The sequence below is a fragment of the Xanthobacter variabilis genome, assembly GCF_043831965.2.
Lineage (GTDB): Bacteria > Pseudomonadota > Alphaproteobacteria > Rhizobiales > Xanthobacteraceae > Xanthobacter.
On sequence record NZ_CM195533.1, the window covers coordinates 4,035,007 to 4,060,435 of the forward strand.

A 25,429-nucleotide genomic window follows, 5' to 3' on the forward strand; every position below is an offset into this window, starting at 1 on the left:
CGTCACGGTGCGGTAGCGAGCCCCTGCCCGATATCCGCCTCCGCATCGGCGCCCGCGAAGGCCTCCCGCCGAGCACTGCCTATCAGAGCCGAACGGACATTGATCGCCGTGGGTATGCGACCGCCACGGCGGGTCGCCTCCCACCAGAGCGCTGCGAGGCCGGCCACGTGCGGACAAGCCATGCTCGTGCCACTGAGCGTGTCCAGACCACCGCCGGTCTTGGCGGAGACCACATCGACACCCGGGCCGCTCAGCAGAGCCGCGCTGTTGGAGAAGTCCGATACCACCAATCTGTCGCCGCGCCGCCCCACCGCGGCGACAGCGATGACCTCGTCGTTGGCGGCGGGCAGGGAGGCAGCGATCCGCCAATTCGGATGCTGCTCGCGCTTGCTCTCGTTGCCGGATGCCGCGACCACTAGTGCGCCACCGTGGAGACCTCCCCTTGGCTTGGTCAAGCTCATCACCGAGTCGAGGACGCGCAGATTCACTCGGTAGGACTCGAGGGCGTTGGAGGCTGCCAGATCGGCAGGCCAGCCATCGTCGATCCAGCTCTCGACCATGCCCGGGAAATCGAAGCCCAGAGACATCGAGATGATATTGGCGCCTCTTCTCAGTGCCCAATTGATCCCGTTCTCCAGCATCTGGGTATCGCCGCCGCCGTCGTTGTCGAGCACCTTGCCGATCAGCGCCTTCTTGATCCCACGCGCAACGCCGATCCGAAGGCCGTCGACATCGCGACCGAAAACCGTTCCAGCGCAGTGGGTACCATGACCGACCACGTCACCGTTCCCTTGGCCAGTGAAGTCCTCCTCCTCCAGCTCCACGCCAGTGAACGCCGGGTGCGCAGCATCTATGCCGGTGTCGAGTATCGCGGGTACGACGCCTTCCCCCGAGAATCCGGATGTCGCGGCGCCGGTGGCCTGCAGCCCCCAAACGTCTCGGCTCGCAGAGCTCGAGCCCTGGAACGGTCGGATCAGCTTTATGGCCATTGCAGGGGCGATCGCCTCGACCTCAGGGAGGCCGGCGAGCTTGGCCGCGTCCTGATCCGTGAGCCTCTCGTAGAGCACGGACGGCCCTCGATGGACCGAGGTGCTCTCCATGCTCCTGGTGGTGCCAACAACGGCCTCTGTCTTCCTTATTATCACGTATTTGCGCATCGACTCCCTCCCTCAGAAGAGCTTTTTCACGGCAAGCCTGCGGTAGTGCGCGCCGATCGCAGTCAGCTTGCAGCTGCGCGATTCGATGGCGGCGTAGTACATGTGCTCCGTGCCAACGGGGACGACGAGGCCGTTCCGGTTGCACGCCTGAAGGCCTTTGAAGATGGCCACGTGGCCCTCGTCGACCGGTATGTTCATTATCTCCGGCGGAACGTTGTCGCGTGCGGGCTCGTACGAAGGATCCAGCGCGAACTCGGCAGCCTCATGAGGGAACAGCTCCGGCAATCGACGCAGGAATTCCTTCGGGATCCTTGGGGCGACCTCCCTGAGAGTTACGAAGGTCTGCACGTTCGCCTTGTAGATAGGACGCTGACCGCCCCAGGGACCGAGCGTCTGGTCTACGAGCGAGTAAAGGGCCGCCGGAGTGACGTTTCCGAGTATGTCGGATGCCGAGCCCTTGAGACCGGCGAGGAGGATGTCGGTGAACAATCCATGCTTCTCACCATCGGCAGCAACACCATCACGATGGCTGGCCGTCAAAATGGTAACACCAGTGCCGATCATGGAGACGTTTTGGCTGTCCAGCGCCGGGACCTCTCCAGCGAAACCGGAGTGGCAGCTGTCCAGTATGATGACGCTGGATTTGATTTTGGGATACGCCTTGTTGGCCAAGGAGAGTATCTCGTTTAAAGATATACCCCATCCTCCCTTCCGTCCATCCTGGGCCACGATGTAGCCGCTGTTGGTCTCGCGATTAATGATCCCGTGCCCCGCGAAGTAGAAGGCGACCGTTTCGGCATCACCCTCGAACAGTTGCTCGACCGCTTTGTTCAGGAGGGCGGAGGTGACATCGAAATCCTGGCTGACCAACCTGCGCACTGCGTAGTTGGGATCCCCGTTCCCCAAGGTCTCCAAGAGGTCGCCCATGGCCAGCGCATCGTTGACGCAGCCGGTTAGCGGATTATCGGGATAGGCATCGATGCCGACGACCAGCGCGCGTTTCATAGGAACTCCTTCACCGTCCTCAATCGTAGAGTCTGGGCGGGTCACCACGCCGTTTGTAAGCAGCCCTGACGTACCCGCCCCATTGATCCAGCAGACCGCGGCATTCCTCCCCATTGATGAAGCCGGCGCCATCGGCAAGACTGAACTCGGGCAGGTAGAGACCCGTGACTCCCTTCTCCAGGACGCCTTCTGCCAGAACTCCCCGTTCGCGCATGATCAGGATGGGCAGGCCGAGCTGGAAGGCCATCGCCGGCTCGATCTGGCAATAGGGGCTGGTGAGCCAAACGTCGGAGTCTTCGCGCGCAGTCATATCCGGGAGGTCGGCGCCAGGGTATTTTGTTACCATCGACGCCTTGGTGCGTCGAAAAGCGATCGATACCAAGCCGCAACAATGCATAAGCAACCTGCGGATGCCGACCAGCGGCGCATCGAAATCGTAGCTGCTGCCTGGCCCCATGCTGATCGGCTCGAAGCCGCGCTGCGTCAGAGCCTCGGCGAACTGGGTGATGAACGCCTCTTGAGCGGCGAGATGGGGCGTGGGTCTGCTGAGAAAAATCGGAACCTTCAAGAATACCCCCGGACCTAGTCGACCGATATCGAGTCTCGGGCCTATCGCCCACCGTTGATGAGTATCTTCAAATTCTCCCACGTCCACTCGTACATGACGTCGGTGCTAAGTGCCGCACTCGGCTTCACATTCCCGCCCGAGGAGTAGCCGGCCAACAGGAAGTACGGGACGGATTCGGCCTGCGCTATTCTCAACTCGGCGCTGACGCCAGTTGCAGTATTGGTGTGCTTGCCGCAGATCACGCACACTACGTCGATCGATCTGATGCGGGTTCGAGCATGCTTCTGCCAGTTCTCGTCGATCGCCTCCTTGATCGACCAATCCGCGAGATCGAAGGGGCTGTCGGGCAATTTGGCCTGACCGACCAGGAATGTTTTCAGCGCCTCGTCGTGGTCGTAGTCGAAGCTGATGAAGACCTTCTTCTTTGCCATTTGGATGCTTCTTCCGTTCAGTGAACCACGCGTGCCTGGGCGCAATTCCCTTGCTACAGCGCTGCCTTGAGTTGACGATGGAACTCCTGCGCATCCGATTTGCGGACCAGGACGCGGCGCTCGTCGGTATACACCTCGTCCATCTTGCGAGCCAGGCGGATCGAGGCCGACTTCGAGTATTGGCAGTATAGGTCCACATCCCTGTCGCTGTGCAGCGCGGGCCATTTCGTGAGATAGCTCGGAAGGGAGACGTTCTGCTCAGAATAGCTCGCCATCCGGAAGCTCTTCTCCGAGCCGACGCCGATCTCCCACGGCACCCACCAAGAGTCCCTGGTCTGCAACGAGACCACCGCGATGAGCTGTTGGCACGACGACATCCGGGTCAGGAGCAGGTCGGCCAGATCCGGACCATCCTTCGTCAGCGCGTCGTCGATGGTGTCAAGATAGGTGTCCATCCCGTTGGAACGAACTCGCCGAGCGACCCGATCAGCCAAGTCGCTATCGGAACCCTTGTGGGAGATAAATACTTTTATCAGCATCCGAGTCGCTCCGTTTCCAGCAAGTGTAGCGCGGCTTCATCGGCGATCTATTGGAATTATTGCTATTTCCCCGTAAATCTTGAGTGTCCGTACCGATGGACTTCAGCGGAGCGCACATGGACAAGCCAAGCATCGACCAACTCATCGGCTCCATCATGGACGAACTGGCAGCGGCCGAGCACGAGCGCTGGGCCCATTGGCAGCGTTTCGTTCACGATCAGGCGTCCCGGATGTCCGATGGTAGTCGTCTGCTGCCCGCCGAGCTTGTGGAAAGGTGGGAGAGGCAGATCGAAACCCCGTTCGGTAATCTGACCGAGAAGGAGAAGGAGAGCGATCGGGATCAGGTACGGAGATATCTGCCCATTATCAAACGAGCGCTCGCTCGGTATTGAGGCTACGAAGTAGTTGGTGCGATCCGTTGTATCGTCGATGTGCTGTCCAAATCGCTGGCCTGCGGTAGGCTGGACGTTCGTGAACTCGTTTCCCTGGAGCGTCGAATGGCTGACAAGAAGGTGGTGTTCGTAGCGTTTGCAATCGAGGATGTTCGGTGCCGCGACTACCTGAAGGGGCAGTCGCTAAATACGAGGTCGCCGTTCGAGTACATCGACATGTCGGTAAAGGAGGCTTATGATGAGGAATGGAAGGCCCGAGTGCTCACCCGCATCAGAAGGTCTGACGGCATTCTAGTCCTCGTCAGCGTGAACTCTTTAAAGTCGACGGGCCAGAAATGGGAGATCAAGTGTGCCCGGGAGGAGGGCAAACCGGTTCGTGGCATGTGGTGCTACAAGGACGATCGCACCAAATTGGACGGCGTCAACACTATGGTCTGGACCTGGAACAACATCGCCAACTGGATCGACGGCTTGTAACGGAAAGCATTCTGCAACTGCGTTCCTGGCCTCAATGCTGCGGCCGCCGGAGCGCTCGCGAATGTGCGTCTCGTCTCCGGAACCTTACAGTTTCTTAGACTGACCACGAAGCTGATTCGGATAATGCCAAGCGTAGCTTTCTAGGTCCTGTTGACGAATGCGCGGGTCCATAATCGCACGGCTGCGATGAGGACGAAGTCGAGATAGCTGTCGGCGGTTTTGTCGTAGCGGGTGGCCAGACGGCGCCAGTTCTTCAACTTGTTGAAGCAACGCTCGATCCGGTTCCGGAGCGCGTAGAAGTAGTCGTCGATGGGAGCCTGGACCTTTCGGCTCCGCCGCATCGGGATGATCGGCGTGACGCCACGAGCTTCCATCGCTGCTCGGGTTTCATCAGCATCATATCCGCGATCGGCAAGAAGAACCTTCGGCTCCGGTCCCACGGCGTCAAGGAGGGGCAAAGCGCCGGTGTAGTCGGAGGCTTGGCCGGGTGCGATGTCGACCGCTACAGGCAGACCAGCGCTGTTGGTGCGGAGATGTATTTTGGTCGAAAACCCACCTCGCGAGCGGCCAAGACGCTGTCTTGGAGTCCCCCTTTTGCGCCGGCAGCACAGTGGTGCGCCCGGATGACGGTGCTGTCGATCATCTGGACCGTCTCGCCGACACCCTCGGTGTCGTTCAAGGCATGGAGCAGGAGATCCCACAGACCAGCGAGGGTCCATCGGCGGAACTGGCGATAGACCGACGACCACTTACCGAAGAAATCCGGCAGGTCGCGCCACTGGGCACCGGTTCGGGCAATCCAGAAGGCACCGTCGAGGACCAGCCGATGATCCCGAGGTCGGCGACCGCTGTGGGGTCCTCGTGTCGTCACGAAGGGCTCGAAAAACGCCCACTCCTCGTCACTCATCAGGTCTCGAATCAACGCCGCCTGTCTCCGAAAGCGACTTTGAAACACGCCGCGCGTCCAAGGCAAAGTCTATTCGTCAACAGGACCTAGGCCGATGCGGCCGGTATAGCCATCGGCACGACCGCGCCGAATAGCTGCTTTCTGTTATGCCGTTACCAAAAGCGGACAGGCTGCTCCCGGCCCCAGACCGGCCATTCGTCGTGGTCGCAGCGAGCTTCTGCTTCTGGCGCGGCACAGCAAAGAGCCAGCCTATGCCTGGATCGCGTGAGTGACATGAGCCGAATTGGCGCTATGGCTTCGAAGCGGTTCCCGGCAGATTCAGGTGGTAGCGCGTATAGCGGCGCTCACCGGTTCGCGTCAGGGCGCCTTTCTCGACCAGATCGTGGAGGTCACGCGTAGCGGTCGGACGCGAGGTGCCGGTGATCGCGATGTAATTCTCTGCGCTCAGGCCACCCGTGAATCCGCCCGGGCCTTCACGAAATAGCCGGGTGATCACCTTCTCCTGGCGTTCGTTCATCTTGTCGCGGAAACGATCGTAGAAGTGCGTCTTAGCGATATGGAAGGCGACGCGGCCCAGCGTCGTCTGCTGGGCCGCGATGATCGTTTCGGCAAAGTAGATCAACCAGCCGGTGATCTCGAGCGTCCGCTGATAGACCTCCAGCTGTTCATAATAGGCCTTGCGGTGCTGCTCGATGGTATGGGCGAGTGCGATCAGCGTCGGTTGTCCGATGTTCTGCGCGAGGGACTTTTCCGCGACGGCGCGGCCGATCCGACCGTTACCATCCTCAAAGGGGTGGATGCTCTCGAAATAGAGATGTCCCATCCCGGCACGCGTGAGGGCCGGTAGCGGTGTGCTGCCGTTCGGTGCCGAGCCGTTGAACCAAGCGAGAAAGGCGGTCATCTCGTCGGGAACCTGAGACGAAGGCGGCGCCTCGAAATGCACTGTCGGTCGATCGTAGCGGCCGGATACGATCTGCATCGCGTCTTCATGACGGCGGTAGCCGCCGATCGTCTCCAGATGCCGGCTATCTGCCATGAGCATGCGGTGCCAGCGGAACAGGGTATCGTCGTCCAGCGGATCCGCCCAACTCCGGTACAGATCAGCCATCATCTCCGCGATGCCGCGTTCCCTCGGCTTCACGGCGCGATCGTCGGTGTCGAGGCCGAATTGCCGGCGCAGGGAAGATTGCACGCTCAGGCGATCCAGGGCCTCACCCTCTATCGCGCTGGTCTTGACCGCCTCCTCGCTGAGGAGCTCAATCCGCAATTGGTCGCGGTCATCGTCGCCCACGTGGCGGACCGCGCCGATCACCTCTCCGGAGAGCAGCAGGAAGTGCCGCTCCAGCGGTTCAAGGGCCGCCGGATCATAGGTCAAATGCGGCCAATGAGGCTGCGTCCAATTCCATGCCATGAGCGATAGAGTCTCCCCTCTATAGCTCGCATATTAGCCGATATCTGATTTATAGAAAGCCGTCCTATGGCTCACGCGACCCACGGGGCCGAAGTGCATTGTGGAACGAAGGGCGCGACTTTCTCCTCCTTGGCGCCGAAAACGCAATAGGATGGCACGGATCGGGCAGCATTTCTCGACAACGGAGATCGCTCGCGAAAGCCTTTCAAGCCATTGATCCACTGATCGATTAAGCGAATTGAGATAGTGGCCTGGTATCTGATCGGAGCATGGACGAACGTGCAGTTGCGCTCGATTAGATCGACCTACAACGTCCGGCTTTAAACACCTCGTCAATGTCTGTATCTGGCGGATGGCCCCTTTCTCACGTTTTATAAGCGCCGCTGTCCTCAGAAACCTCATGCGCCAGCCTCGGCCCCTTCGCGAGCCGGCGCCCCAGCGCCGCGACGAACGCCTCATATCGCTCCCCCGCCTTGGCTTGGGCTGCCTGGGCCGCCGGCTCCGGCAATGCTGGCGTGGTGGCCAGCCAGAACCGCACGAACACTGCCAGCGTCTCGACCGAGATGCCGAGGTCCCGCTCCAGCCGGGCCATCCGTCGGTCCAACTGATCGAGGCGCTTGGCGATTGCAGCTTCCCGCTGCTCCGCGGCGTCCGGCGACAGGAAGGACGCGATGGCCGCCTCGGCGATCAGGGACTGAGGCTGGCCGCGCCGCGCGGCATAGTCGGCCAGCAGCCCCATTGTCGCGGGATCAAGATAGACCGAGATCTGCGCCTTCTTCTTGCGCGGGGCCATCACCGTCACAGCTCCATGCCATCATTGGGATCGAGCGAGACCTGACGCGCGACGCCCTGCATGACGCCCGTCATGCGACTGGTCCGGGCCACGTCGTCTTCAGTCTCCTCGACCAGGTCGATCTCGAACTCGTTCCGCACTTGCTGCGACGTCTCCACCGTCTCGACTCGTGCAAGCTCCGGCTGGCGCCGTTGCTCCGAACCTGTGGTGTCCTCATCGTCACCGCCCTCGACCAGCAGGCTCAATTGCGACGGCACGGGCAACGGGAGCACTGTCCAATCGTCGGGCTGGCGATCGCGAGGGGCTGTGAGCTCCGGCGGGTGTAGCACCCGCTCCCTGAACCGCTCATCTTCATAGTACCGTGCCTTCTTCGCCCGGATCGGCGGTGTGCCGGCCACCATGACGATTTCATCGGTGGGCGGAAGCTGCATGACCTCGCCCGGTGTCAGAAGCGGGCGGGCCGTCTCGGAGCGCGAGACCATGAGGTGGCCGAGCCAGGGAGAGAGCCGGTGGCCGGCATAGTTCTTCATGGCCTTCATCTCGGTGGCGGTGCCGAGGGCGTCCGAGACACGCTTAGCGGTGCGCTCGTCATTGGTGGCGAAGCTCACCCGCACATGGCAGTTGTCGAGTATGGAGTTGTTCGGCCCATAGGCCTTCTCGATCTGGTTCAGGGATTGGGCGATGAGGAAGCTCTTCAGCCCGTAGCCCGCCATGAAGGCGAGCGCCGACTCGAAGAAGTCGAGCCGGCCGAGAGCCGGGAACTCGTCCAGCATGAGGAGCAGCCGGTGGCGCCCGGCCTTCGCCTGCAGGTCCTCGGTGAGGCGTCGCCCCACTTGGTTGAGGATGAGCCGGATGAGCGGCTTGGTCCGGTTGATGTCAGACGGCGGCACGACGAGGTAGAGTGTGGTCGGCCGGGCACCTGCCACAAGGTCGGTGATACGCCAGTCGCAGCATCGGGTCACCTCCGCGACCACGGGATCACGATAAAGCCCGAGGAAGGACATGGCGGTGGAGAGCACGCCGGACCGCTCGTTCTCGGACTTGTTGAGCAGCTCGCGGGCGGCGCTGGCGATCACCGGATGGGGACCCGCCTCCCCGAGGTGCGCCGTCGTCATCATGGCCGCGAGCCTCGTCTCGATGGGCCGCCGGGGATCGGAGAGGAAGGCGGCGACACCGGCCAGGGTCTTGTCCCGCTCGGCATAGAGCACATGGAGGATGGCGCCCACGAGGAGGGCGTGGCTGGTCTTCTCCCAGTGGTTGCGCTTTTCCAGGGAGCCTTCCGGGTCCACCAGGATGTCGGCAATGTTCTGGACGTCCCGCACCTCCCATTCCCCGCGGCGGACCTCCAGCAGGGGATTGTAGGCGGAGGACCGCACATTGGTGGGGTCGAACAGCAACACCCGCCCGTGCCGCGCCCGGAAGCCTGCGGTAAGCTGCCAGTTCTCGCCCTTGATGTCATGGACGATGGCCGAGCCCGGCCAGGTGAGCAGCGAGGGCACGACAAGACCCACGCCCTTGCCCGACCGGGTCGGCGCGAAGCACAGGACGTGCTCGGGTCCATCATGGCGCAGATAGTCCCTGCCATGGCGCCCCAGTACCACGCCGTCGGGGCCGAGCAGTCCGGCCGCCCGGATCTCCGCCGGCTCGGCCCAGCGGGCGGAGCCATAAGTCTCGACCCGCTTCGCTTCCCGTGCCCGCCACACCGAAAGGCCGATGGCAGCGGCGATGGACAGGAACCCGCCGGACGCAGCGATCACGGCTCCCTCGGTGAAGATGGCCGGCGCATAGGCGTCGTAGAAATACCACCACCAGAAGAAGGCCGGCGGGGGATAGACAGGCCAGGGCCCCATCAGGAACCAGGGCGGGCCGAGCTGGTCCTGGAAACCGAGCCGCCAGGCCACAAACTGCGTGGTGCCCCAGGTGGTGGCGAGCACGATGGCGAGCACGAGGAGGATCTGGCCCCAGAGGATCTTGGTCGCGGACATGCGGCGCTCCAGTGATTAGCAAGTTAGAGGCCGAGGCCGCGCTTGCGGCCGAAGGACCAGTCGATGCCGCCGTCTGAGCGGGCGACGCCGGAGATGTGCTTACCGAGCTGCTTCTCGAGGGACGGCGTCCAGGGCACGAGCTGGAAGCCGAGGCCGTCATCAATCATGGCGAAGCGGCCGGAGGCGAGCGCGAAGCGCTGACGATAGGAGCCGGCGACATAGTCTCCCGATCCTGCTCTGTTGAAGGGCTGCCCGGTCTCGGTGGAGAGCTTGTCACCCAGCATCTGCACCTCTCGCCGGCGCAAAGTCTCGATCAGGTCCCGGGCGAAGGTGACACGCCGGCCATGGCGCTCGGCCAGCCCCTCCCGGACCAGTTGGTCCGAGCGACGCTCCATGGCCTCGCGCACCTCCGCGCCGAAGCCGCCGCCCGAGAGGGATGCCGGCGCTCGGGAAAGCGCCTGCCGGTCAAGCCAGGTGGCGCCCGAGGCCGTGACCTGGCGTTCGATGTCGAGGTCGGAGCGGACGGCCAGCGCGACCCGCAGCTGGCCGCGGCCGTCTTCGAACCGCCGGAGCTCCACGACGGAGCCAGAAGGCCCCTCGCCTGCCGCATCGAGGTCGGGCAGCCGGATGTGGTGAGTGCGCCCGTCCACCCCGTCGACCACGGCATAGGCTGTGCCCTTCAGTTCGTCATCGAGACCTCGATCGACGAGACGGCCGATGACGGGAGCGTCCAAACTCTCTCCGGCGAGCACATAACTTGCGGTGCCCCGCTCGATGCCTTGGGCAGTGAGCGCCCGATGCATCCTCTTGATGAGATCGCCCCGCTCGCCGAGGGCGCGCAATGTCGCCTCGGCCTTCTCGTCGATCACCCACTGGCCAGGGCCGATCTCATCGGCGAGCCCGAGGGCCTCGAGCTTGCGCAGCCGGCCGACTTTCTGCGGCAGGAAAGCGTCCGGCCCCCCATCGGCATCGCGCGCCACGTCGATCACGCCGGCCTCACGCTGGTCCCGAAGCAGCTGACGGTCGAGCTGGGTCCAGCCCTCCGCCTCCACCTGCCGCTCGACGGCGCGGTGGATGTCGAGATCGGTGCGTGGCCCCAGTTCCTGAGTGATCAGGTCCTGCGCGCGGGCGCGCATGCCCTCCTTGATGTAGTCGCGGGAGATGACCAGATCCTGGCCGTCATCTGTCCGGCCTCGCACCAGGATATGGAGGTGGGGATTGTCGGTGTTCCAGTGGTCGACGCCAACCCAGTCCAGCTTCGTGCCGAGGTCTTTCTCCATCTGCCCGACGAGATCGCGGGCGAAGGACCTGAGGTCGGCCATGTCCGCCGCATCCTCGGGCGAGACGATGAAGCGGAAATGGTGCCTGTCGTCGGCGCATCGCTCCGCGAAGGCGCAGCCGTCTCCCTCCTCAGCGCCCGGCCCGAACAGGCGGGCCTTCTCCCCATCCCGGGTCACGCCCTCCCGGCGCAGGTAGCTGAGGTGCGCGGTCAGCGGTGCTGCCCGCGCCGTGTGCCGAACCACGCGGGTCTTGATGACGACGACGCGTGAGCGCCCAGTGAGCAGGCGATTGGCGACGATGCTCGCCGCCCTGCCCCGGCCGAATCGCGAGCGGGCACCGGAGGAGATGCGGCCGGATCGAGACACGTGCCCGCCGGCCTTCTGGGCCGCCGCGAGGGCCTGGGCGATGAAGGGGCAGGCGCGCTGGGCGCGGGTCGAGCGGATACGACCCGGTCGGACGCGGAATTCCCGGTCATCGGCCATGGCGCGCCCCTGTAGGGTGCGAAAAGGCAAACAGGACCAAGGGCTTGAGTGTTCTGCGCACATTGCCAAGCAGCGGCGCAAGGTGCGTTTGGCTGAAAATTCCCGCGCAAAAACAACCGCCCGACCGCAGCGCACCCTGCGCCCTTTTATCTCGCCATCGGTCGGTCGTTTCCCAGTCCTTCCGCCCCGTCCTTCGCTTGAACGGCAGAAAACCCGACGAGGTGCGAATGAGCACAGTCGTGGTCATTGCACGCCTCCCGAGCCACCAAGAGCCACGAACAGGCCCGCCGACTGCGGGAGGATGGCCGAGACATCGCTCACCTGGGGTGCCGGCTGCGCGCGATCGGGTGGCGCCAGATCTGCAGCCGACGTGCGGATCAGCTGCGCCGCAAAGATAGGAGCTTGAGCCCAGGACGGCGTCTCGACCGCCGGCGGAGCGGCCAACTTCAATGCGGACGGCTCGGCCTCGCCGCGCGCGATCTCTGGCACCAGCTTTTCGACATAGGCGCGCGTCTCCGGTGGGAGGGCACGCCCCTTGCGGGAGGTCTCGTAGCGGCCCGGCCCCGCATTGTAGGCGGCGAGGAAGCCGGGATTGCCGAAGCGATCGAACAGCTCCCGCAGATAGGCGGCCCCGGCCATAATGTTGTCGTGGGGATCGTAGGGATCGTCGCCAAGACCGTAATGGATGCGTAGTTCGGTCCAGGTCTGGGGCATGATCTGCATCAGCCCCATTGCGCCTTTGGACGAGGTCGAGCGCGCGTCGCCGTCGCTTTCCTTGCGCATCACGCCACGGATCCAGACGGAGGGAATGTCGAAACGCTCCGCCGCTTCCGCGATGAAATCGGCGTAGCGATCGACGGCGGGTCGAGCGTTCCGGTCCGCCTGCACTTCAGCCGCGGGGGCCGTCGTCGACCAGCCGGAGGCCACCCCGGAAAGGAAAAGGAGGACGGCTGCACGACGGCCGTTCCGCGCTCGCAGCAGTAGGTGCACGGCAGGCGAAATCAGTCTGGTCCGCTTCATGGCGGCCTCGCGAAGCTGATGATGGTTGAGGTGTGACGGTGCTCAGCGCATCGGCGCACGCCAGACGAAGTGCCCGTCACCGGCCTCGTCGGTGTAGAGCGGCACGGCGCGGCCGATCACGGTGCTGGCGGGCAGTGGCCCGAAATACCGCCCGTCCAGGCTGTCCGGCACGTCGAAGTTCATGAGGAAGAGCTCACCTTCCGCGATGCGCCGGCAGCCGCGCCAGACCGGCAGCAGTCGTCCCATGCGATCTCGCTCCAGCGCCTCGCCATAAGCCACGCCATCGACAGCGATGGTGCGGTCCCAGCGGCAGACCTCCTGTCCGGGAAGCGCTGCCACCCGTTTCATCAGCGGCACGCCGGCGCCCACATAGCCGCGCTCCACGAGGAAGCGGGCAAGCGCTGCCGGCGGCGTGATGGCGAGGAGGTCGGTGACCTCCAGCCGGCGCGCCGGCTCGATGGCATAGAGACCGATGGGCGCGCTGGCGGAAACGTTCCACACCAGCTTGAGCGGCGTCGGAACGAACGCGGAGGCTGCCACTCCCATCACAGAGAAGTACGTGACCATCACGGTGCCAAAGCGGGTCATGCCTCGCACTCCCGCCGCTTGAGCCACGCCGCGTGGCGCTCCAGCGTGTAGGCGCGCGGCGCATGGCCTACCGCAAGGCGGTTGTGAACGTGGCGCCAATGGTCTGGCGCCACATCCACACCGTGGAGGCCGATGGCCTCAACGGCATCCATGTGCTGGAGCACTTTCTCGACCTTCGGCCAGCCGTCGGCGCGCAGCAGGATCTCTCCGCCGGGACGTACGAAGGGCAGCGTCTGGTAGGCCTCGCCGGGTGCGACGGCGCGCACGATGTCGATGCGCGACACCACGGTGCCGAAGTCGTTTGCGGCCCAGCGGACGAAGGCGAAGATGGAGTTCGGCGCAAACGATACGATGCGGCGGCTACGGTCGAGAGTTTGTGCCTGCGCAGGCCGGCCGAAGCGGATCCAGTTCTCGATCCGCTTCTCGATCCAGGTCAGCTCCACATGGGTGAGCGGGTCTGGGGTCGGCGCGGCGGGTGATGGGGCGTTGGGTTTGGGAACGGAGGATGGCACCGGCGGGCTCATCATGAGGCCTCTCCTGATGTCGGGGGAAACTCACGGGCGAGGAGATCGCGGAGCAGGTCCGCGACGGTCTGGCCGCGACTGAAGGCGGCGATCTTGATGCGCCCGCGCAGGTCGGGCGTGACGTCGATGGTGAGCCGCGCGGTAAAGCCGCCGGCGACGTCATTCGACGTCTTCGCCTCCGCAGCCTTGATCCACCGCTCCGGATTGGGCGGCCGCGCGGCGAAGCCCTTGCGGGTCGGCGGCGCGCTCATGGTAGGCGTCCATAACCGGCGAGACCGACTATCTCCGCCGCCAGCGCCGTGATCTCGCGCGCAGCCGGGCCACGTTCGTCCAGCTCGCTGACTAGCCGCCCGGACTGTGCCGACATGGCGAAGGCGACGCGCTGGCCAATGGTGGTCGCGAGCAAGGGCGGATCGTGATCCGCCAGCGTCTCGGCCGTCTCACGGGCGAGCACCGTGCGGGCGCCGCATCGGTTCAGCACGAAGCGTGCGGCCAGCGCCGGTCGGTAAATGCGCGCCTCATTGAGGAGCGCGAGCATCTCCGCGGAGGCCCAGCCATCGAGCGGCGATGGCTGCACCGGGACCAGCACGAGATCGGCGGCGAGCAGCGCCGAGCGCATCAGGTTGGCGACGCGTGGCGGTCCGTCGATCACGATCATGTCGGCATCCCGCGCCAGCTCGGGGGCTTCCCGATGCAGGGTGTCACGGGCGATGCCGACGATGCCGAACAGGCGTGGCAGGCCCTCGCGGCTGCGTTGCTGCGACCAGTCCAGGGCCGAGCCCTGGGGGTCCGCATCGATGAGTGTGACGCGCTCGCCGCGGCTCGCCCACGCGCCGGCGAGGTGCAAAGCGAGCGTCGTCTTGCCGACACCACCCTTCTGATTGAGCAACGCGACGATCATCGCGGGCCTCCCGATGTGTCGGCAGGCATCGTTTCGGGTCCGGAGAGAGGATCTGGAGCCTGAAATCCGCCTTTACGGAAAGACGGAAGACCTTCATCTTTATAGGTGCGTGGATGGGCATGTTTTTGGGCCGGCTGAGCGCGGTTATCCACATCGCCCGCGCGCCTTTTAAAGTTAGACTCTATGTTAGACTCTAAGTTAGGAGCGCGATTTTCCCTTTTCGGGCTTGAAGTTAATCCCTGTTTCGGTTCCCGAAAGCACGAGGGGCCAGTTCCCGATGGCACGTGGCACCGGGTTCCCGATGGCACGAAGGGATTCACAGGTTGTCCACAGGCCGGCTCGAAGGCGAGCAGCGCGCGCGCACCCGCGTCACACTCCAGGAACAGGGTGTAGCCGGGCAGCGGCTGGCGGCGGATGATGTCCCGCAGCTCGAAGGCGAAGCGCTTGAAGGGCGAGAGGCTGCCGGACTTCAAGTAGAGGTGGCGGAAGTCGAAGCGCCAGCCGTTGTGCTGGCGGCCGCCGTGCTTGCGCACCAGCCGGTAGAGCCAGCGGTCGATCCCGCCCGTCAGCTCGAAGTACGCTCGGTCGATGGTGAGGACGAGGGCGTCCTCCACGATGGCGCAATAGAACCAGTCGGGGACGATGAGCTCGATTCCCGCGGGCCTGCCATCCCGGTCGGTGCGCTCCTTCCACTCGTTGATCCAGGAGAAGCGATGGCGCCGTCCCTCGGCAGGCTGGCGGATCGAGGTAGACACGGTGGTGGACTGCAGCCGGTCGAGCGCAGCTTTGAGGCGCTGATAGTCCCGCAGCGAGGTGCCCCGCCCCACGAACCTGAGGATCTCATAGGGGGTGGCGACCATGAAGCGCGACGTGCGCAGGCCGGCGTCTCGGGCCTCCACGATCTGGCTCGCCGCCCAGATCAGGATGTCGGCGTCCCAGATGGTCGCCATGCCGTGGTCAGGCACGGCCTCGACCCGGATGGAGACATCGCCGGCGGAAAAATCGATGGGCGCGATACGATGGGTCTTGGAGAGGGAGAAGAAGGGATAGGCCATGAGATCCTGCGCATCTCGTGGCGCGAACGCGCCGGGAAGCGCGCGGAACAGATCGAGCTGTCCGCGCTCCGGCTGGGAGCGATGCCGCGCCACCATGGAGAAGGGCTCCGATCAGCGTGCGAAACGGTGGGGCTCGGCAATGCCGGGCAGGCCCTGGCGCTTGGCCGGCAGGATCGAGCCGCGCGGATCGGAGGTGGAGGTGACGGCGCCACGGGCGACCCAGGCCTGCAGGTCCTCGATGGCATAGACGACGCGTCCGCCGAGCTTGCGATAGGCGGGACCGGTTCCGTAGGTGCGGTGCTTCTCGAGCGTCCGGGGCGATAGACTGAGGAAGACCGCGGCTTCCTTGGTGCGCAAGTAGCGTGGCGGCAGCGGGACAGCGTCGGGTCGCATGGATCGGGCCTCCGTGGGCGATCTCGGGCCGCTGGTCATCAGCGGCGGATGGCGATCACGGTGGCGAAGGGCAGCCGTCGAGGGGGATGGGGAAGTTGAGGGGGGCGAAAATCCCCACCCTCAGGATGCCGGCGATGCAGCTATGGTCTTCTGCGATGACGCAGGAGCTTGAGATATCCGCCGCCGATCATGGCGAGGCCGCCTTTGACGAGGCCGATGACCTGGTCGCGCAGCGCCGAGGTTTTCCAGGACTCGGACGCGACGCGCTTGTGGCCGTAAAGGACCATGGCGATGTCGCGGTAGCTGGCGCCGTTCGCCCGACCATCGGCCGCCAGCATCATGATGCGCAGCCGGCCACGCTGCTGCGCGGTGATGCGGGTGTCGGGGATCAATGGCCGGCGCTCGACCGCGCGCCAGAAGCGGGTCAGCGCTTCCATCCGCCCTATGGTGTCCGCGTCCAGCGGGATCAGTGCCGCCAGCGGCGCATCGGGGCGAGTCCCAGCCAGCAGCAGCACCTGCGCGGCATGGTGTGCCGGACCATGGACCAGGTATCGTCCCTCGGAGCTGTCGTGCGGCGCAACCATGTCGCCGAAGGAGACTCCGGCCGCCCCCGGAAGAAACGCGGGCTGCTGGGCGAGAAGCACGACGGCCGGATCGACAACCGGCGACCACGGGACGTTCTGTTCCACAGCGGAGAGAGATGGCCGCGCGGCGAAATCGCAGCCCCCAGCGCTGCTCCACCTCCCGGGGGAGCGGGTCGGCATCCGAGCCGGCCTTCACGAGGGACTGGTAGTGTTCCTGGTAGGTCTCGTCCCGGCGCAGGCATTCCCAGGCGAGTCCCTCCACCGACAGCGTGTCGAAATAGCCGTAGCTGGCATCTTCTCGCCAGCGCGATGTATCGGGCTTCATCACTCGCCTCCGCATCAAGGGTGCGTGTCGAGTGAGGACAATCAGGGATTGAGGGTATTGGGGGAAGCCGGCCGGGGAGCATCGCGTGATGCGGCTGCGGCATCACCCCTGCGAACGGGCAGCAACGTCAGACGGGACGGCGAAGGAGGTCCTTGTAGCCGCTGGAGGCCACCCATCGGGCCCGGGCCAGATTGCTGTCATGGACATGACGGGCACGTTCGGGCTCCCGAGCCGCGTCGATGCCGAACAGCACCGAGGCGATCTCCTCCCAGCCGGCGCCATCCGCCGTGGCATCGAGCAGGCGCGCATAGAGCTTGATGTGCGCCCGGTCGTAGTCGGTGAGCTCGGGAGCGGAGGGAACGGTGTCTTCGAACGTGTCGGTCATGTCCCCCCCTTTCCCTGCCTGACGCTACCTTCGCCCCTTCTAGACGACGGCGGATGGTGAAGCGAGCCCGCGAGCGGGGAGCATGCCCGGGGTCGCTCGATGGTCGATTGGCATCGGCATTGCCGCCGTCTAACCCGCTACGGGCATTTGATTACATATTATAGTTGATAAGCTCAAAGTGTGTAAATTGCGATCCGTCTGCGCATGGATATGCGCAAGCTGGTCGGCCGGAATTTCGCTCGCCTGCGTCAGGAGAAAGGCCTGACGCAGGAGGATGTCGAGGCGCGTTCCGGTTTCAGCCAGCAGTACATCAGCGGCCTCGAGCGTGGCCGGCGCAATCCGACGGTTATCACCCTCTACGAGCTGGCTCAGGCGCTGGGCGTCAGCCACGTCGAGCTGGTGCGGCCAGACGGCAACGACTGACCGGTGAACCCGGTGTGGGGAGGCCCCGGCTTGATCAGCCGGGGGCCTTGTGCGAGGCTCACTCGCCGCGTCGCCCGCTCGGGCGGGACCAGATGAGCGAGAAGGTGTCGGCATCCTCGTCGTCGAAGAGGTTGGCGTAGATCGGGGCGTTGAAGCTCGGGTCGTCGAGCTTGAGGCCCAGATAGTCGCGGCCTTCGCCGGAGCGCTTGGACCAGGCGGCGCCGATCTCGATCCGGCCCACCAGGACCCGGTGGCTGGGGGCGTTCTCACCGTTGGCCCGCAGGTCGGGGACGATGCGCACGCCCTTGGCCTGGACACTGAGGGTGACGATCTCGCCGGAGAACTCGTTCGCGCCGGTCTTCTTGAAGGTGCCGATGGTGGCCATGGTAAATCTCCGTCTTCCGTTTCCGAGCCCGCACCATGCGGCCTCGATGGCGATCGGAAGGCCGGAGGCGACCGACGCCGCATCGCCTCGGGGTCCCCGTCGCGCTGGCGCGATGGGGTGAGGGTTGCGACCGGAGCCAAGCGGAGGACGGCGCGAGAGGGACTTTCTTGCCTCGCGAGGAATGACGGCGCCTCGGGGTCCCCACGCGACCCGTCGCTTGGGGTGAGGTCCGGCAGGGGAAGAAAGTCATGATGCGCCGTTGCGGCAGAGGCGGTCGAGGCACAGCCGTCCTGCGGCCAGATCCGCCTATTGGAGAGGCCGTTTGGAGCGGTCGACCGACGGATACCGAACGGGGATGATGGCGGCCTCTCAACGTCACGGAAGACCGGCCTGATCCTCTTCGGCTTCACGTCCCCCGTTTCGGGCCTGCTTCGTGTGCTTCCCCCGCAACGGGTTCAACCGGGCAAGGCCACTCCCACCATGCACTGGTCCGCCACTGACCACGGGGCGCCGTGCCCGCGACCTGCATCAGCGTCGTGACGCCGATGGCAACAGCTCCGATGATCGAGAAAACGATCTGCCACGTCTCGGACGGCATGGCGAGCTTCGCGATACCATGCGTGGCGTGATAGCCGGCGAAGACGGCCGGGGCGACGAAGGCGAGCGCAACGAGGAGCCGCGCCCACATCGGACGAACGATCACGAGCAGCACTTGTCCGATGCCAAGCGTGACGCACCCGGCGATCAGGCCAACGACGATCGCACCGAGCCAGCCCGCGCCGGTTTGGTAGGCCCAAGTGCCGGCGCTGACGGAGGCGAAGAACGGCAGCGCGAAGACGGCGAGCGTAAACAGCAGCCAGCAAAATAGGACGATGGCGGCGAGACCGAGCGGGATACCGAGGAAGATCATGGTGGTGGCTCCATGAGGAAAGCTCAGACGGTTGCGCCTTCCACCACCACCGCGGCGCGATCCCCTGCATAGCAAGAGAAGATGCATGCCGGAATCCCAGTAAGGGGGATACCCGGCATTTCATGCGTACACCTCCGCTATCTGGCGAAGGGGTCAATCTCGCGGACGATCTGCGAAGCGTCGCCGTCGAACTCGTCTGCTGGCACGACCGACAGGCTGCCGTCGCCGGCGCGGAAGATCACGATGACGACCATCAGGGTCTTGGCGAGGCTGAGGGCGAAGGCCTGTGCATCGATGGAGGACATGGAATCCGGCTCCTGCTCGAAGCGGAGGACCATCCCCGCTGACAGGCGCCCGACGGGTCCGGCCGTGGGCCGCAATCACCGCGCAGGCGAAGCGGAGCGGCGGCACGCTATGCGTAGCCGACCCCTTGCGGGTTGATGGCGTCAGGCCCTCGGTCGGTACCTAAGGATCAGCGCAAAAAAGCGGGGGTGGATCGTCGCTCGAAGATCGGCAGGTGCGGCCGTCTCCCTGCATAAGCAGGCTCTGGAGGCTTTGTTCAGCTTCACGTCTGATGAGTACAGGCCCAGCTCGTCAGTCCGGTGAGAATCGATAATGGAGCCAGCACTTTCATGAGAAACGTTCAGGGCTCGTGAAATACGATTCCGATGGTCGAGGAAGGGGCAGCGCTCACGCGCCGCCCGACCCGAACCGATAGACTGGGATGCCGAGCTTGCGGGCCTTGTCGGCGAGATTGTCCTGGATGCCGGTGCCGGGGAATATGATGACCCCGATGGGCATGACCGAGAGCATCTGGTCGTTGCGCTTGAAGGGCGCGGCCTTGGCGTACCGCGTCCAGTCCGGCCTGAAGGCAACCTGGGGCACCCTGCGGGCATCGGCCCAGCAGGCGGCAATCCTTTCGGCGCCCTTGGGCGAACCGCCATGTAGCAGCACCATGTCGGGGTGCTTGGCGTGCACCTGGTCGAGCTTCGTCCAGATGAGCTTGTGATCGGCCGTGTCGCCGCCGGAGAAGGCGATCTTCGGACCTGCTGGCATCAGCACCTCGGTCTCCGCCCGCCTACGGGCGGCAAGGAAATCGCGGCTGTCGATGAGGGCGGCAGTCAGATTGCGGTGGTTCACCATGGATCCGGTGCGTGGGCGCCAGGCTGAGCCGGTGTGGCGCTCGAAGGCGTCGGCGGCTTCGTCGCGCATCAGCTCGAAGGCGTCGCGGCGCTCCACGAGGCTCTGCCCCTCGGCGATGAGGCGTTCCAGTTCCACCGAGCGTACCTCGCTGCCGTCCTGCTCCTGCTGGCTGCGGCGCTGGCGCTGCTCGTTGTCGTCAAGGGTGCGCGAGAGTCGGCCGGCGGCACGGTGGAAGAGATGGACGGTGGACCACAGAAGGTCGGGGAGGTCCGGCTCGAGACGGGTGTCCTGAAGCGTTGCGATGAGGGCGTCGAAGATGTCGGTGATGGCGCCGGTGATGCGGTCGGCCTCGGGCAGCGGCCGGGGATCGGGCTCATCGTCAAAGGGGCGGTAGCCGTAAAGCTGAAGTTCCTGCAGCAGGTGATCGGTGGGAGACGAGGCGTGGCGGGGGTCGTCGTGCTCTGCGCTCATGGGATGCTCCGTCGGTTGGACCGCAGCTCTGCGGCCTTCATGGCGACGAAGCCGGCGGGCGGGTCGGACCTGCACCCCGCGGGAAGCGCGGGGCCGGAGCGCAGCGGAGGATGGCGAAGGCCGGCGATTTTGTTTCGCGATGGAACGGCGCGCAGCGGCGCCGGAAAATCGTTGGCCGCAGCCATTGCCGGTCAGGCATGTCTGCTGGCCGATCGCCCTCTGGAAGGCCTGGCTGCGGACCTTTCCGATGACGGTGGGCACCAATGCGCGGAGCGAAAAAACCCACTCCCTCGTGCTGCGGATTACGGGCGTAGCACCATGAATCGGGAAACGTCCTCTGCTGCGATCTGAGCACGGATTCCGGCCCGAACGGCATCGACGCCAAAGGCGCGCAGATCCTCGTTGAAGTCGCCAAGCGCCGGCGAGAGCACGATGGCCTCGATCCCGGTGGAGTTCGCTCGTGCGATGAGGCTGTCTCGTGTCCTGTCGCCGGCAGGATCGTTGTCGCGGACGATGTAGAGCCGTCGAAGCCCTGGTGGAAAGGCGATGGCGGCGAGGTGTGCGGCCGAGAGCGCCGCCACCATTGGGAGGCTGGGCAGCGCTGTGCGCACGGAAAGGATGGTCTCGATGCCCTCGCCGGCCGCCATCGCGTCGTCAGGCCTGCCGAAGCGAACGGCATGCTCCAGCAGGTGACCCAAGGCGCGCCGGGGCGTGGCGATGACTGCCTTTCCGGCACCGTCTGGTGTGAGCCATGTCCGGTGGATGCCCATGATCCGTCCCCTGAGGTCGGTGACAGCTGCGATTATGGCCGGCAGGGGTTGAATGGGCTCCCTTGGATCCGGTCGGTAGTAGCAGCGCGGGTGAAAGCGCAGGCTCCCGGTTTCGTGCAAAGCCGTGATGCCGCGGTTCCGCAAATACGCCTCTGCTATTGTGCCCGAAATCGGCATTGCGGCGGCGAACAGCCGTCGTGCCGAGGTGACCGGATCACGTGAGGAGCTCGGCTTCCTGCGATGGAGGGCTTCCGCATCTGGGGAGGTTGGCGGAAGGCGCAGAAAAGCTTGAGCCTCGGTGACCACATCGGTGAAGTTGGACAGGCCCTGGCTTTCGCGGATCACGTCGAGCAGGTCGCCGTGCTCCCCCGTGGCTGCATCGGTCCATTTGCCGGCCGGGCCCTTCGCGCTGTCCGTCAGCCGCACGAACATGGAGCGGCCGGGCGCATTGCGGACATCGCCCACCTGCCAATAGTGCCCCTGCCGCCAGCCGGCGGAGAGATAATGGCGGCAGACTGCCTCTGCCTGCCGCCCCAGCCGCCGGGCGAGGTCGTGCGCAGCATCCGCCATGAGGACGCTCCAAGAAAAAGGCCCGCCGTCCGGACCACGCGACAGGGGGATCGCGGAGCCACAGGCGGCGGGCCAGGTTGCCCGGGAGGATTATTCGGCAGCGATCGGGGGAGAGATCGCTTCGGGCTCCTCACTATCGGCGAGGTCATCGCTGTCGCCCATGGCCGTTTCGCCGTCGATCTCCGCCCTCTCTTCGCCGGCGATGTCGCAGGGCTGGGTCCGCAGGGCTTCCGGGAGCCAAGCGCTGTCGGCGAGGAGGGTTTCGGCCTCCCGCGCCATGTCGCCCTTCTTGAGGTGGGCGATCCGCTCGGCCGCGCGTGCGCCCTTGGCCTCTGTCACCGCCTGCAGGATGCGGGCCTTGGTGACCCTGCAGAGGAAGGTGTCAACGGTGGGCTTCCACCCGGCCGCCGCCATGTCGAGCGACACCGCCTGCGCCAGCCGGTCGGCATGGGCGAAGGCGCGGGGACGGCGGTTCCAGGCCTCATGCACAGCATTGACCGAGAGACTCACCACATGGGCGAACAGGGCGGATTGGCTGTCGCGGTCCCATCCGCTCAGGGTGTCCCAGAGGGCAACGGGCTCCTTGGGCAGGGCCTTGGCCCAGCTTTCGTGCCGGACACGGATCGCCTCGGCCGAGACGCTGTCGTTGAGGCCCGGCGCCTGGGCGTTGAAGGACACGCTCTTGAGATCGAGCTCGAGGCAGCTATCCGAGCCATAGGCGTAGAAGGCCTTCAGCGTCAGGGCGTGGACCGCCGCGAGGAAGGCCACATCGGGCTGCTCGCCCAGCGTATGGCGCAGGCCGAGGGTGCGATGGGTGGTCAGCTCCGTGAGCAACCGGTCCGAGATGGGGGTGAGGCCGTCCTCCTCCTCGGGCTCAGCGCGACCATCAGAGACCACCGCCTCCTTGCGAGGTGCAGAGGCGGTATGGGTGTCACCATCTTTCTCGATGGAAGGATCATGCTCCTCTTCGAGCGGCCCTTCATCCTCCGGGCGGGCATAGCCCCGTTCCACCCGGAGCTTCCCGTCCTGCGCGATGCTGACGAAGGCGCCGGCTCGGGCGACTTCCGCTGGCTCGAAGGCGAGAGGACGCGTCTCGAAGGCTTCCAGCATCGCCTCGAGCTCGCCGAGCCGGGCATCCACCTCCTCGGGGAGTTCGTCGGCGTCGGCATGCGCCTCCGACAGGCGATCGTATTCTGCCTGGGCGGTCACCCTCGCAGCCTCCTCCTCTTCGGTCAGCGGCGTGGGCTCGCCACGCAACTGGCGCAGGCCGTAGGTGTGGCCATAGGCGAAGTCCGGTGCGACCTCGATCCACTTCCAGCCTTCGCTCCGGATCGCGTCGGCCTCGGCGGCGAGCTTCTCGGCCACCATCCGGTCGACGAGGGCCACGTCCTGCAGCCAGCCGCCGTCGTCGCCCTGGAACAGGTCGCGCAGCACTGTGCCGCCGGCCGTCTCATAGGCCTCGATGCCGATGAAGCGGGCGCGCTTGTCGCGGGCTCGGACGGCGCCCTCCGTCAGCATGCGCCGGATGACATAGGGCTGCTTGTCGTAAGCCTGGGCGAGACGCTCCAGCACCTGCTCCTGTCGCTCATGGTCGCCAGAGACGGTGAAGGCCATGAGCTGGTCAAGGGTGAGGCCATCCTCGGCATAGACGTCGAGCAGCTTCGGCGACACTGAGGCGAGCTTCAGCCGCTGCTTCACCACCGCGGCCGAGACGAAGAAGGCAGCCGCGATCTCCTCCTCGGACTGGCCCTTCTCCCGCAAGGCGAGGAAGGCGCGGAACTGGTCGAGGGGATGGAGAGGGGCGCGCTGGACATTCTCGGCCAGCGAATCCTCCTCGGCGATACCGCCCTCCCGCACGATACAGGGCACGGGCGCGGTCCGGGCGAGGCGCTTGCGCTTCACCAGCAGTTCCAGCGCCCGATAGCGCCGCCCGCCGGCCGGGATCTCATACATGCCGGTTTCGACGCCGTCCGCATCGACCACGGCGCGGACATTGAGGCCCTGGAGCAGGCCGCGCCGGGCGATGTCCTCGGCGAGCTCCTCGATGGAGACGCCGGCCTTCACCCGGCGGACGTTGGACTGGCTCAGCACCAGCTTGTTGAAGGGGATGTCGCGGGACGACGAAAGGGTGATCTTCTGAACAGCCGTGGCCATGTGATATTTCTCCGCGACGGGCGGCCGGAGAACCTCTCTCTCAACCTCAAACCCGTCACGAAGGACGGCGCCGCCCTCTTCCTCTGAGGGCAGCGCCGCAGAACCGATGATCCGGAAATCCGGGACAACACGAAGCCGGAGACACGACATTCCGCATCTCCGGCTTTGCGGATCTCAGGCAGCCCGGTCGAGCAGCTTCTTCGCCCGCGCCTCGAGGTCGAGGCGGGCGTCTTGGTGCGGCTTGTCCCGCGCCACAGCGGTGATGCCCTGCACGAAGTCGAAGATGCTCTCGGGCTTGCGGCCTTCCTCGGCGAGCACGGTGTCGATCACCTTCTGCGTCTCGGCCTTGGAAAACCCCTTGCGGCGCAGGAACTCGGCGCGGTCCTCGTCGGTGCGCGCCACGATGCGTTCCCGCGCCGCCTTGATGCCGTTGACGAACGGCATGGGCGAGGAATTGGCGAAACGCTCCAGGGCCGGCGCGGCCTGATGGGCGAAGCGGGAGGCGGCATATTTGGAGTGGCGGATGGTGATCTCCTCGAAATCCTCGACGCCCCACAGGTTCCGGTTCTGGCAGACCGCCCGGAGATAGAAGCTGGCGATGCCGAGTGTCTTGGCGCCCACCTCTGAGTTCCAGCAATAGAAGCCCCGGAAGAACAGGTCGGGCGAGCCATCCGGCAGCCGCCCGGCCTCGATGGGATTGAGGTCGTCCACCAGGAACAGGAAGACGTCCCGGTCCGAGGCGTAGAGTGTGGTGGTGTCCTTCGTGATGTCGACGCGGGGATTGTAGATGCCGGTCGACCAGTCGAGCACGCCCGGTACCTTCCAGCGGGTATCGCCCGTGCCGTTCCCGGCGATGCGTCGCACGGCGTCCACCAGCTCATGGTCATAGATGCGACCGTAGTCGGGGCCGGTCACGGCCCGAAGCTCCACGCGCCCGTCCTCCACCTCCAGCGTCTTGACCTGCTCGGCGCGGTGCGTCAGCAGGCCGTGCTGCAGGTTGATGCCGGCGAGCGGCGCGGGAAGCTGCCGCAGATAGGCGGCCGGTGCGCCGATGAGGCTCGCGAGCTGGCCAAAGCTCCAGTGGGTCGGGGCAACAGGAGCCTCCGCCCCCGGCAGCGCGAGCGTCAGCCGGTCCGGCGCCTCGCGGCTCGCTTCGACGCGGATGGCGGGGCTCTCCACAATGCGCGTCCGGCTCCGGTCGGACCGCCCGCGCACCCCACCGTAGAGCTCCGACAGCGACAGGTAGCGCTCGTCCGCCGGCCGGGAGAACCACTCGGAGGACACACGGCCGATCCGCTCGCCGCGGCTCGCATCCACCTTGTAACCGCGCGCCGCATCGCGGTGTCCTTCGAGAACCTGAACCTCGATCATGGGACCAAACTCCACGACGGGTGCCGGGA

29 protein-coding genes and 1 pseudogene are annotated in these 25,429 nt (G+C 65.3%); 3 read left to right on the top strand and 27 right to left on the bottom strand.

Annotated features, from left to right (window positions below):
* Window positions 1-2: 2 nt before the first annotated feature.
* Genes V5F26_RS17550 through V5F26_RS17570 form a run of 5 tightly spaced genes read right to left on the bottom strand, consistent with a single transcriptional unit; the run spans window position 3 to window position 3,700 of the window.
* Entirely contained in the window at window positions 3-1,157 is a 1,155-nt protein-coding gene (locus V5F26_RS17550; RefSeq protein ID WP_394947240.1) for a S8 family peptidase, read from the bottom strand.
* Between the two features lie 12 nt (window positions 1,158-1,169).
* Window positions 1,170-2,162 carry a caspase family protein gene (locus V5F26_RS17555; protein WP_394947238.1) on the bottom strand — a complete coding sequence of 331 codons (993 nt, stop codon included), beginning with the start codon at window positions 2,160-2,162 and terminating at the stop codon, window positions 1,170-1,172.
* Window positions 2,163-2,181: 19 nt separating this feature from the next.
* Window positions 2,182-2,730: a hypothetical protein gene (locus tag V5F26_RS17560; protein ID WP_394947237.1), complete on the bottom strand. Its 549-nt coding sequence runs from the start codon at window positions 2,728-2,730 to the stop codon at window positions 2,182-2,184.
* Between the two features lie 41 nt (window positions 2,731-2,771).
* Window positions 2,772-3,161 (bottom strand): TIR domain-containing protein, encoded by a 390-nt coding sequence (locus V5F26_RS17565; protein ID WP_394947236.1) that lies wholly within the window; start codon window positions 3,159-3,161, stop codon window positions 2,772-2,774.
* A 53-nt stretch (window positions 3,162-3,214) separates the two neighbouring features.
* Entirely contained in the window at window positions 3,215-3,700 is a 486-nt protein-coding gene (locus V5F26_RS17570) for a toll/interleukin-1 receptor domain-containing protein (protein WP_394947235.1), read from the bottom strand.
* A gap of 116 nt (window positions 3,701-3,816) precedes the next feature.
* On the opposite strand from V5F26_RS17570, the gene V5F26_RS17575 reads away from it, so the two are divergent.
* The gene (locus V5F26_RS17575) at window positions 3,817-4,092 is read left to right on the top strand and encodes a hypothetical protein (protein ID WP_394947234.1); all 276 of its coding nucleotides are present in this window, start codon (window positions 3,817-3,819) and stop codon (window positions 4,090-4,092) included.
* Between the two features lie 105 nt (window positions 4,093-4,197).
* Entirely contained in the window at window positions 4,198-4,569 is a 372-nt protein-coding gene (locus V5F26_RS17580; protein WP_394947233.1) for a TIR domain-containing protein, read from the top strand.
* A gap of 140 nt (window positions 4,570-4,709) precedes the next feature.
* Here the strand turns inward: V5F26_RS17580 and V5F26_RS17585 are convergent.
* The 15 genes and pseudogenes from V5F26_RS17585 to V5F26_RS17655 form a co-directional block, all read right to left on the bottom strand.
* A protein-coding gene (locus tag V5F26_RS17585) for an IS5 family transposase (protein ID WP_394947232.1) occupies window positions 4,710-5,476 on the bottom strand; the annotation gives its coding sequence in 2 pieces (ribosomal slippage) (window positions 4,710-5,167 and window positions 5,167-5,476; 768 coding nt in all).
* A gap of 289 nt (window positions 5,477-5,765) precedes the next feature.
* Window positions 5,766-6,887, bottom strand: coding sequence for a Fic family protein (locus V5F26_RS17590; protein ID WP_394947231.1), 1,122 nt, complete (start codon window positions 6,885-6,887; stop codon window positions 5,766-5,768).
* A gap of 364 nt (window positions 6,888-7,251) precedes the next feature.
* Entirely contained in the window at window positions 7,252-7,680 is a 429-nt protein-coding gene (locus V5F26_RS17595) for a CopG family transcriptional regulator (RefSeq protein ID WP_394947230.1), read from the bottom strand.
* A 5-nt stretch (window positions 7,681-7,685) separates the two neighbouring features.
* On the bottom strand, window positions 7,686-9,665 hold the full coding sequence (locus tag V5F26_RS17600; RefSeq protein WP_394947229.1) for a conjugal transfer protein TraG: 1,980 nt from the start codon (window positions 9,663-9,665) through the stop codon (window positions 7,686-7,688).
* 23 nt (window positions 9,666-9,688) lie between these two features.
* Complete coding sequence (locus tag V5F26_RS17605) at window positions 9,689-11,428, bottom strand: relaxase/mobilization nuclease domain-containing protein (protein WP_394947228.1); 1,740 nt, start codon at window positions 11,426-11,428, stop codon at window positions 9,689-9,691.
* A 243-nt stretch (window positions 11,429-11,671) separates the two neighbouring features.
* Complete coding sequence (locus V5F26_RS17610; protein ID WP_394947227.1) at window positions 11,672-12,448, bottom strand: lytic transglycosylase domain-containing protein; 777 nt, start codon at window positions 12,446-12,448, stop codon at window positions 11,672-11,674.
* Between the two features lie 42 nt (window positions 12,449-12,490).
* Window positions 12,491-13,036, bottom strand: a complete 546-nt coding sequence (locus tag V5F26_RS17615) for a S26 family signal peptidase (RefSeq protein WP_394947226.1) — start codon at window positions 13,034-13,036, stop codon at window positions 12,491-12,493.
* Window positions 13,033-13,560, bottom strand: a complete 528-nt coding sequence (locus V5F26_RS17620) for a DUF2840 domain-containing protein (protein ID WP_445329474.1) — start codon at window positions 13,558-13,560, stop codon at window positions 13,033-13,035. Before V5F26_RS17620 ends, V5F26_RS17615 begins: the two co-directional genes overlap by 4 nt.
* Window positions 13,560-13,811: a hypothetical protein gene (locus tag V5F26_RS17625; RefSeq protein WP_394947224.1), complete on the bottom strand. Its 252-nt coding sequence runs from the start codon at window positions 13,809-13,811 to the stop codon at window positions 13,560-13,562. Before V5F26_RS17625 ends, V5F26_RS17620 begins: the two co-directional genes overlap by 1 nt.
* Window positions 13,808-14,461, bottom strand: coding sequence for a ParA family partition ATPase (parA, locus tag V5F26_RS17630; protein ID WP_394947223.1), 654 nt, complete (start codon window positions 14,459-14,461; stop codon window positions 13,808-13,810). Before parA ends, V5F26_RS17625 begins: the two co-directional genes overlap by 4 nt.
* On the bottom strand, window positions 14,458-15,612 hold the full coding sequence (locus V5F26_RS17635; protein ID WP_394947222.1) for a replication initiator protein A: 1,155 nt from the start codon (window positions 15,610-15,612) through the stop codon (window positions 14,458-14,460). Before V5F26_RS17635 ends, parA begins: the two co-directional genes overlap by 4 nt.
* Window positions 15,613-15,627: 15 nt before the next feature.
* Entirely contained in the window at window positions 15,628-15,909 is a 282-nt protein-coding gene (locus tag V5F26_RS17640) for a helix-turn-helix transcriptional regulator (RefSeq protein WP_374254080.1), read from the bottom strand.
* A gap of 140 nt (window positions 15,910-16,049) precedes the next feature.
* Complete coding sequence (locus tag V5F26_RS17645; RefSeq protein WP_394947221.1) at window positions 16,050-16,598, bottom strand: DUF2285 domain-containing protein; 549 nt, start codon at window positions 16,596-16,598, stop codon at window positions 16,050-16,052.
* An 82-nt stretch (window positions 16,599-16,680) separates the two neighbouring features.
* A pseudogene (locus V5F26_RS17650) lies at window positions 16,681-16,833 on the bottom strand (transcriptional regulator domain-containing protein); the annotation flags it as partial.
* A gap of 112 nt (window positions 16,834-16,945) precedes the next feature.
* A complete protein-coding gene (locus V5F26_RS17655; protein WP_394947220.1) occupies window positions 16,946-17,203 on the bottom strand; it encodes a DNA -binding domain-containing protein in 258 nt (85 codons plus the stop codon).
* A 204-nt stretch (window positions 17,204-17,407) separates the two neighbouring features.
* Between V5F26_RS17655 and V5F26_RS17660 the strand changes: the two genes are divergently transcribed.
* Window positions 17,408-17,626, top strand: coding sequence for a helix-turn-helix domain-containing protein (locus tag V5F26_RS17660; RefSeq protein WP_138397488.1), 219 nt, complete (start codon window positions 17,408-17,410; stop codon window positions 17,624-17,626).
* Between the two features lie 58 nt (window positions 17,627-17,684).
* Here V5F26_RS17660 and V5F26_RS17665 read toward each other — a convergent pair whose 3' ends face one another.
* The 7 genes from V5F26_RS17665 to V5F26_RS17695 all read right to left on the bottom strand — a co-directional run bounded on the left by V5F26_RS17665 (window position 17,685) and on the right by V5F26_RS17695 (window position 25,400).
* Window positions 17,685-18,011: a DUF736 domain-containing protein gene (locus V5F26_RS17665; protein WP_394947219.1), complete on the bottom strand. Its 327-nt coding sequence runs from the start codon at window positions 18,009-18,011 to the stop codon at window positions 17,685-17,687.
* 406 nt (window positions 18,012-18,417) lie between these two features.
* The gene (locus tag V5F26_RS17670) at window positions 18,418-18,921 is read right to left on the bottom strand and encodes a hypothetical protein (RefSeq protein WP_394947218.1); all 504 of its coding nucleotides are present in this window, start codon (window positions 18,919-18,921) and stop codon (window positions 18,418-18,420) included.
* A gap of 137 nt (window positions 18,922-19,058) precedes the next feature.
* Window positions 19,059-19,226, bottom strand: coding sequence for a hypothetical protein (locus V5F26_RS17675; RefSeq protein ID WP_394947217.1), 168 nt, complete (start codon window positions 19,224-19,226; stop codon window positions 19,059-19,061).
* A 385-nt stretch (window positions 19,227-19,611) separates the two neighbouring features.
* A complete protein-coding gene (locus V5F26_RS17680; protein WP_394947216.1) occupies window positions 19,612-20,535 on the bottom strand; it encodes a DUF2493 domain-containing protein in 924 nt (307 codons plus the stop codon).
* 302 nt (window positions 20,536-20,837) lie between these two features.
* Window positions 20,838-21,875: a DUF7146 domain-containing protein gene (locus V5F26_RS17685; protein WP_394947215.1), complete on the bottom strand. Its 1,038-nt coding sequence runs from the start codon at window positions 21,873-21,875 to the stop codon at window positions 20,838-20,840.
* A gap of 90 nt (window positions 21,876-21,965) precedes the next feature.
* Entirely contained in the window at window positions 21,966-24,029 is a 2,064-nt protein-coding gene (locus tag V5F26_RS17690; RefSeq protein ID WP_394947214.1) for a ParB/RepB/Spo0J family partition protein, read from the bottom strand.
* A 174-nt stretch (window positions 24,030-24,203) separates the two neighbouring features.
* Window positions 24,204-25,400, bottom strand: a complete 1,197-nt coding sequence (locus V5F26_RS17695) for a DUF932 domain-containing protein (RefSeq protein ID WP_394947213.1) — start codon at window positions 25,398-25,400, stop codon at window positions 24,204-24,206.
* Between the last annotated feature and the right edge of the window lie 29 nt (window positions 25,401-25,429).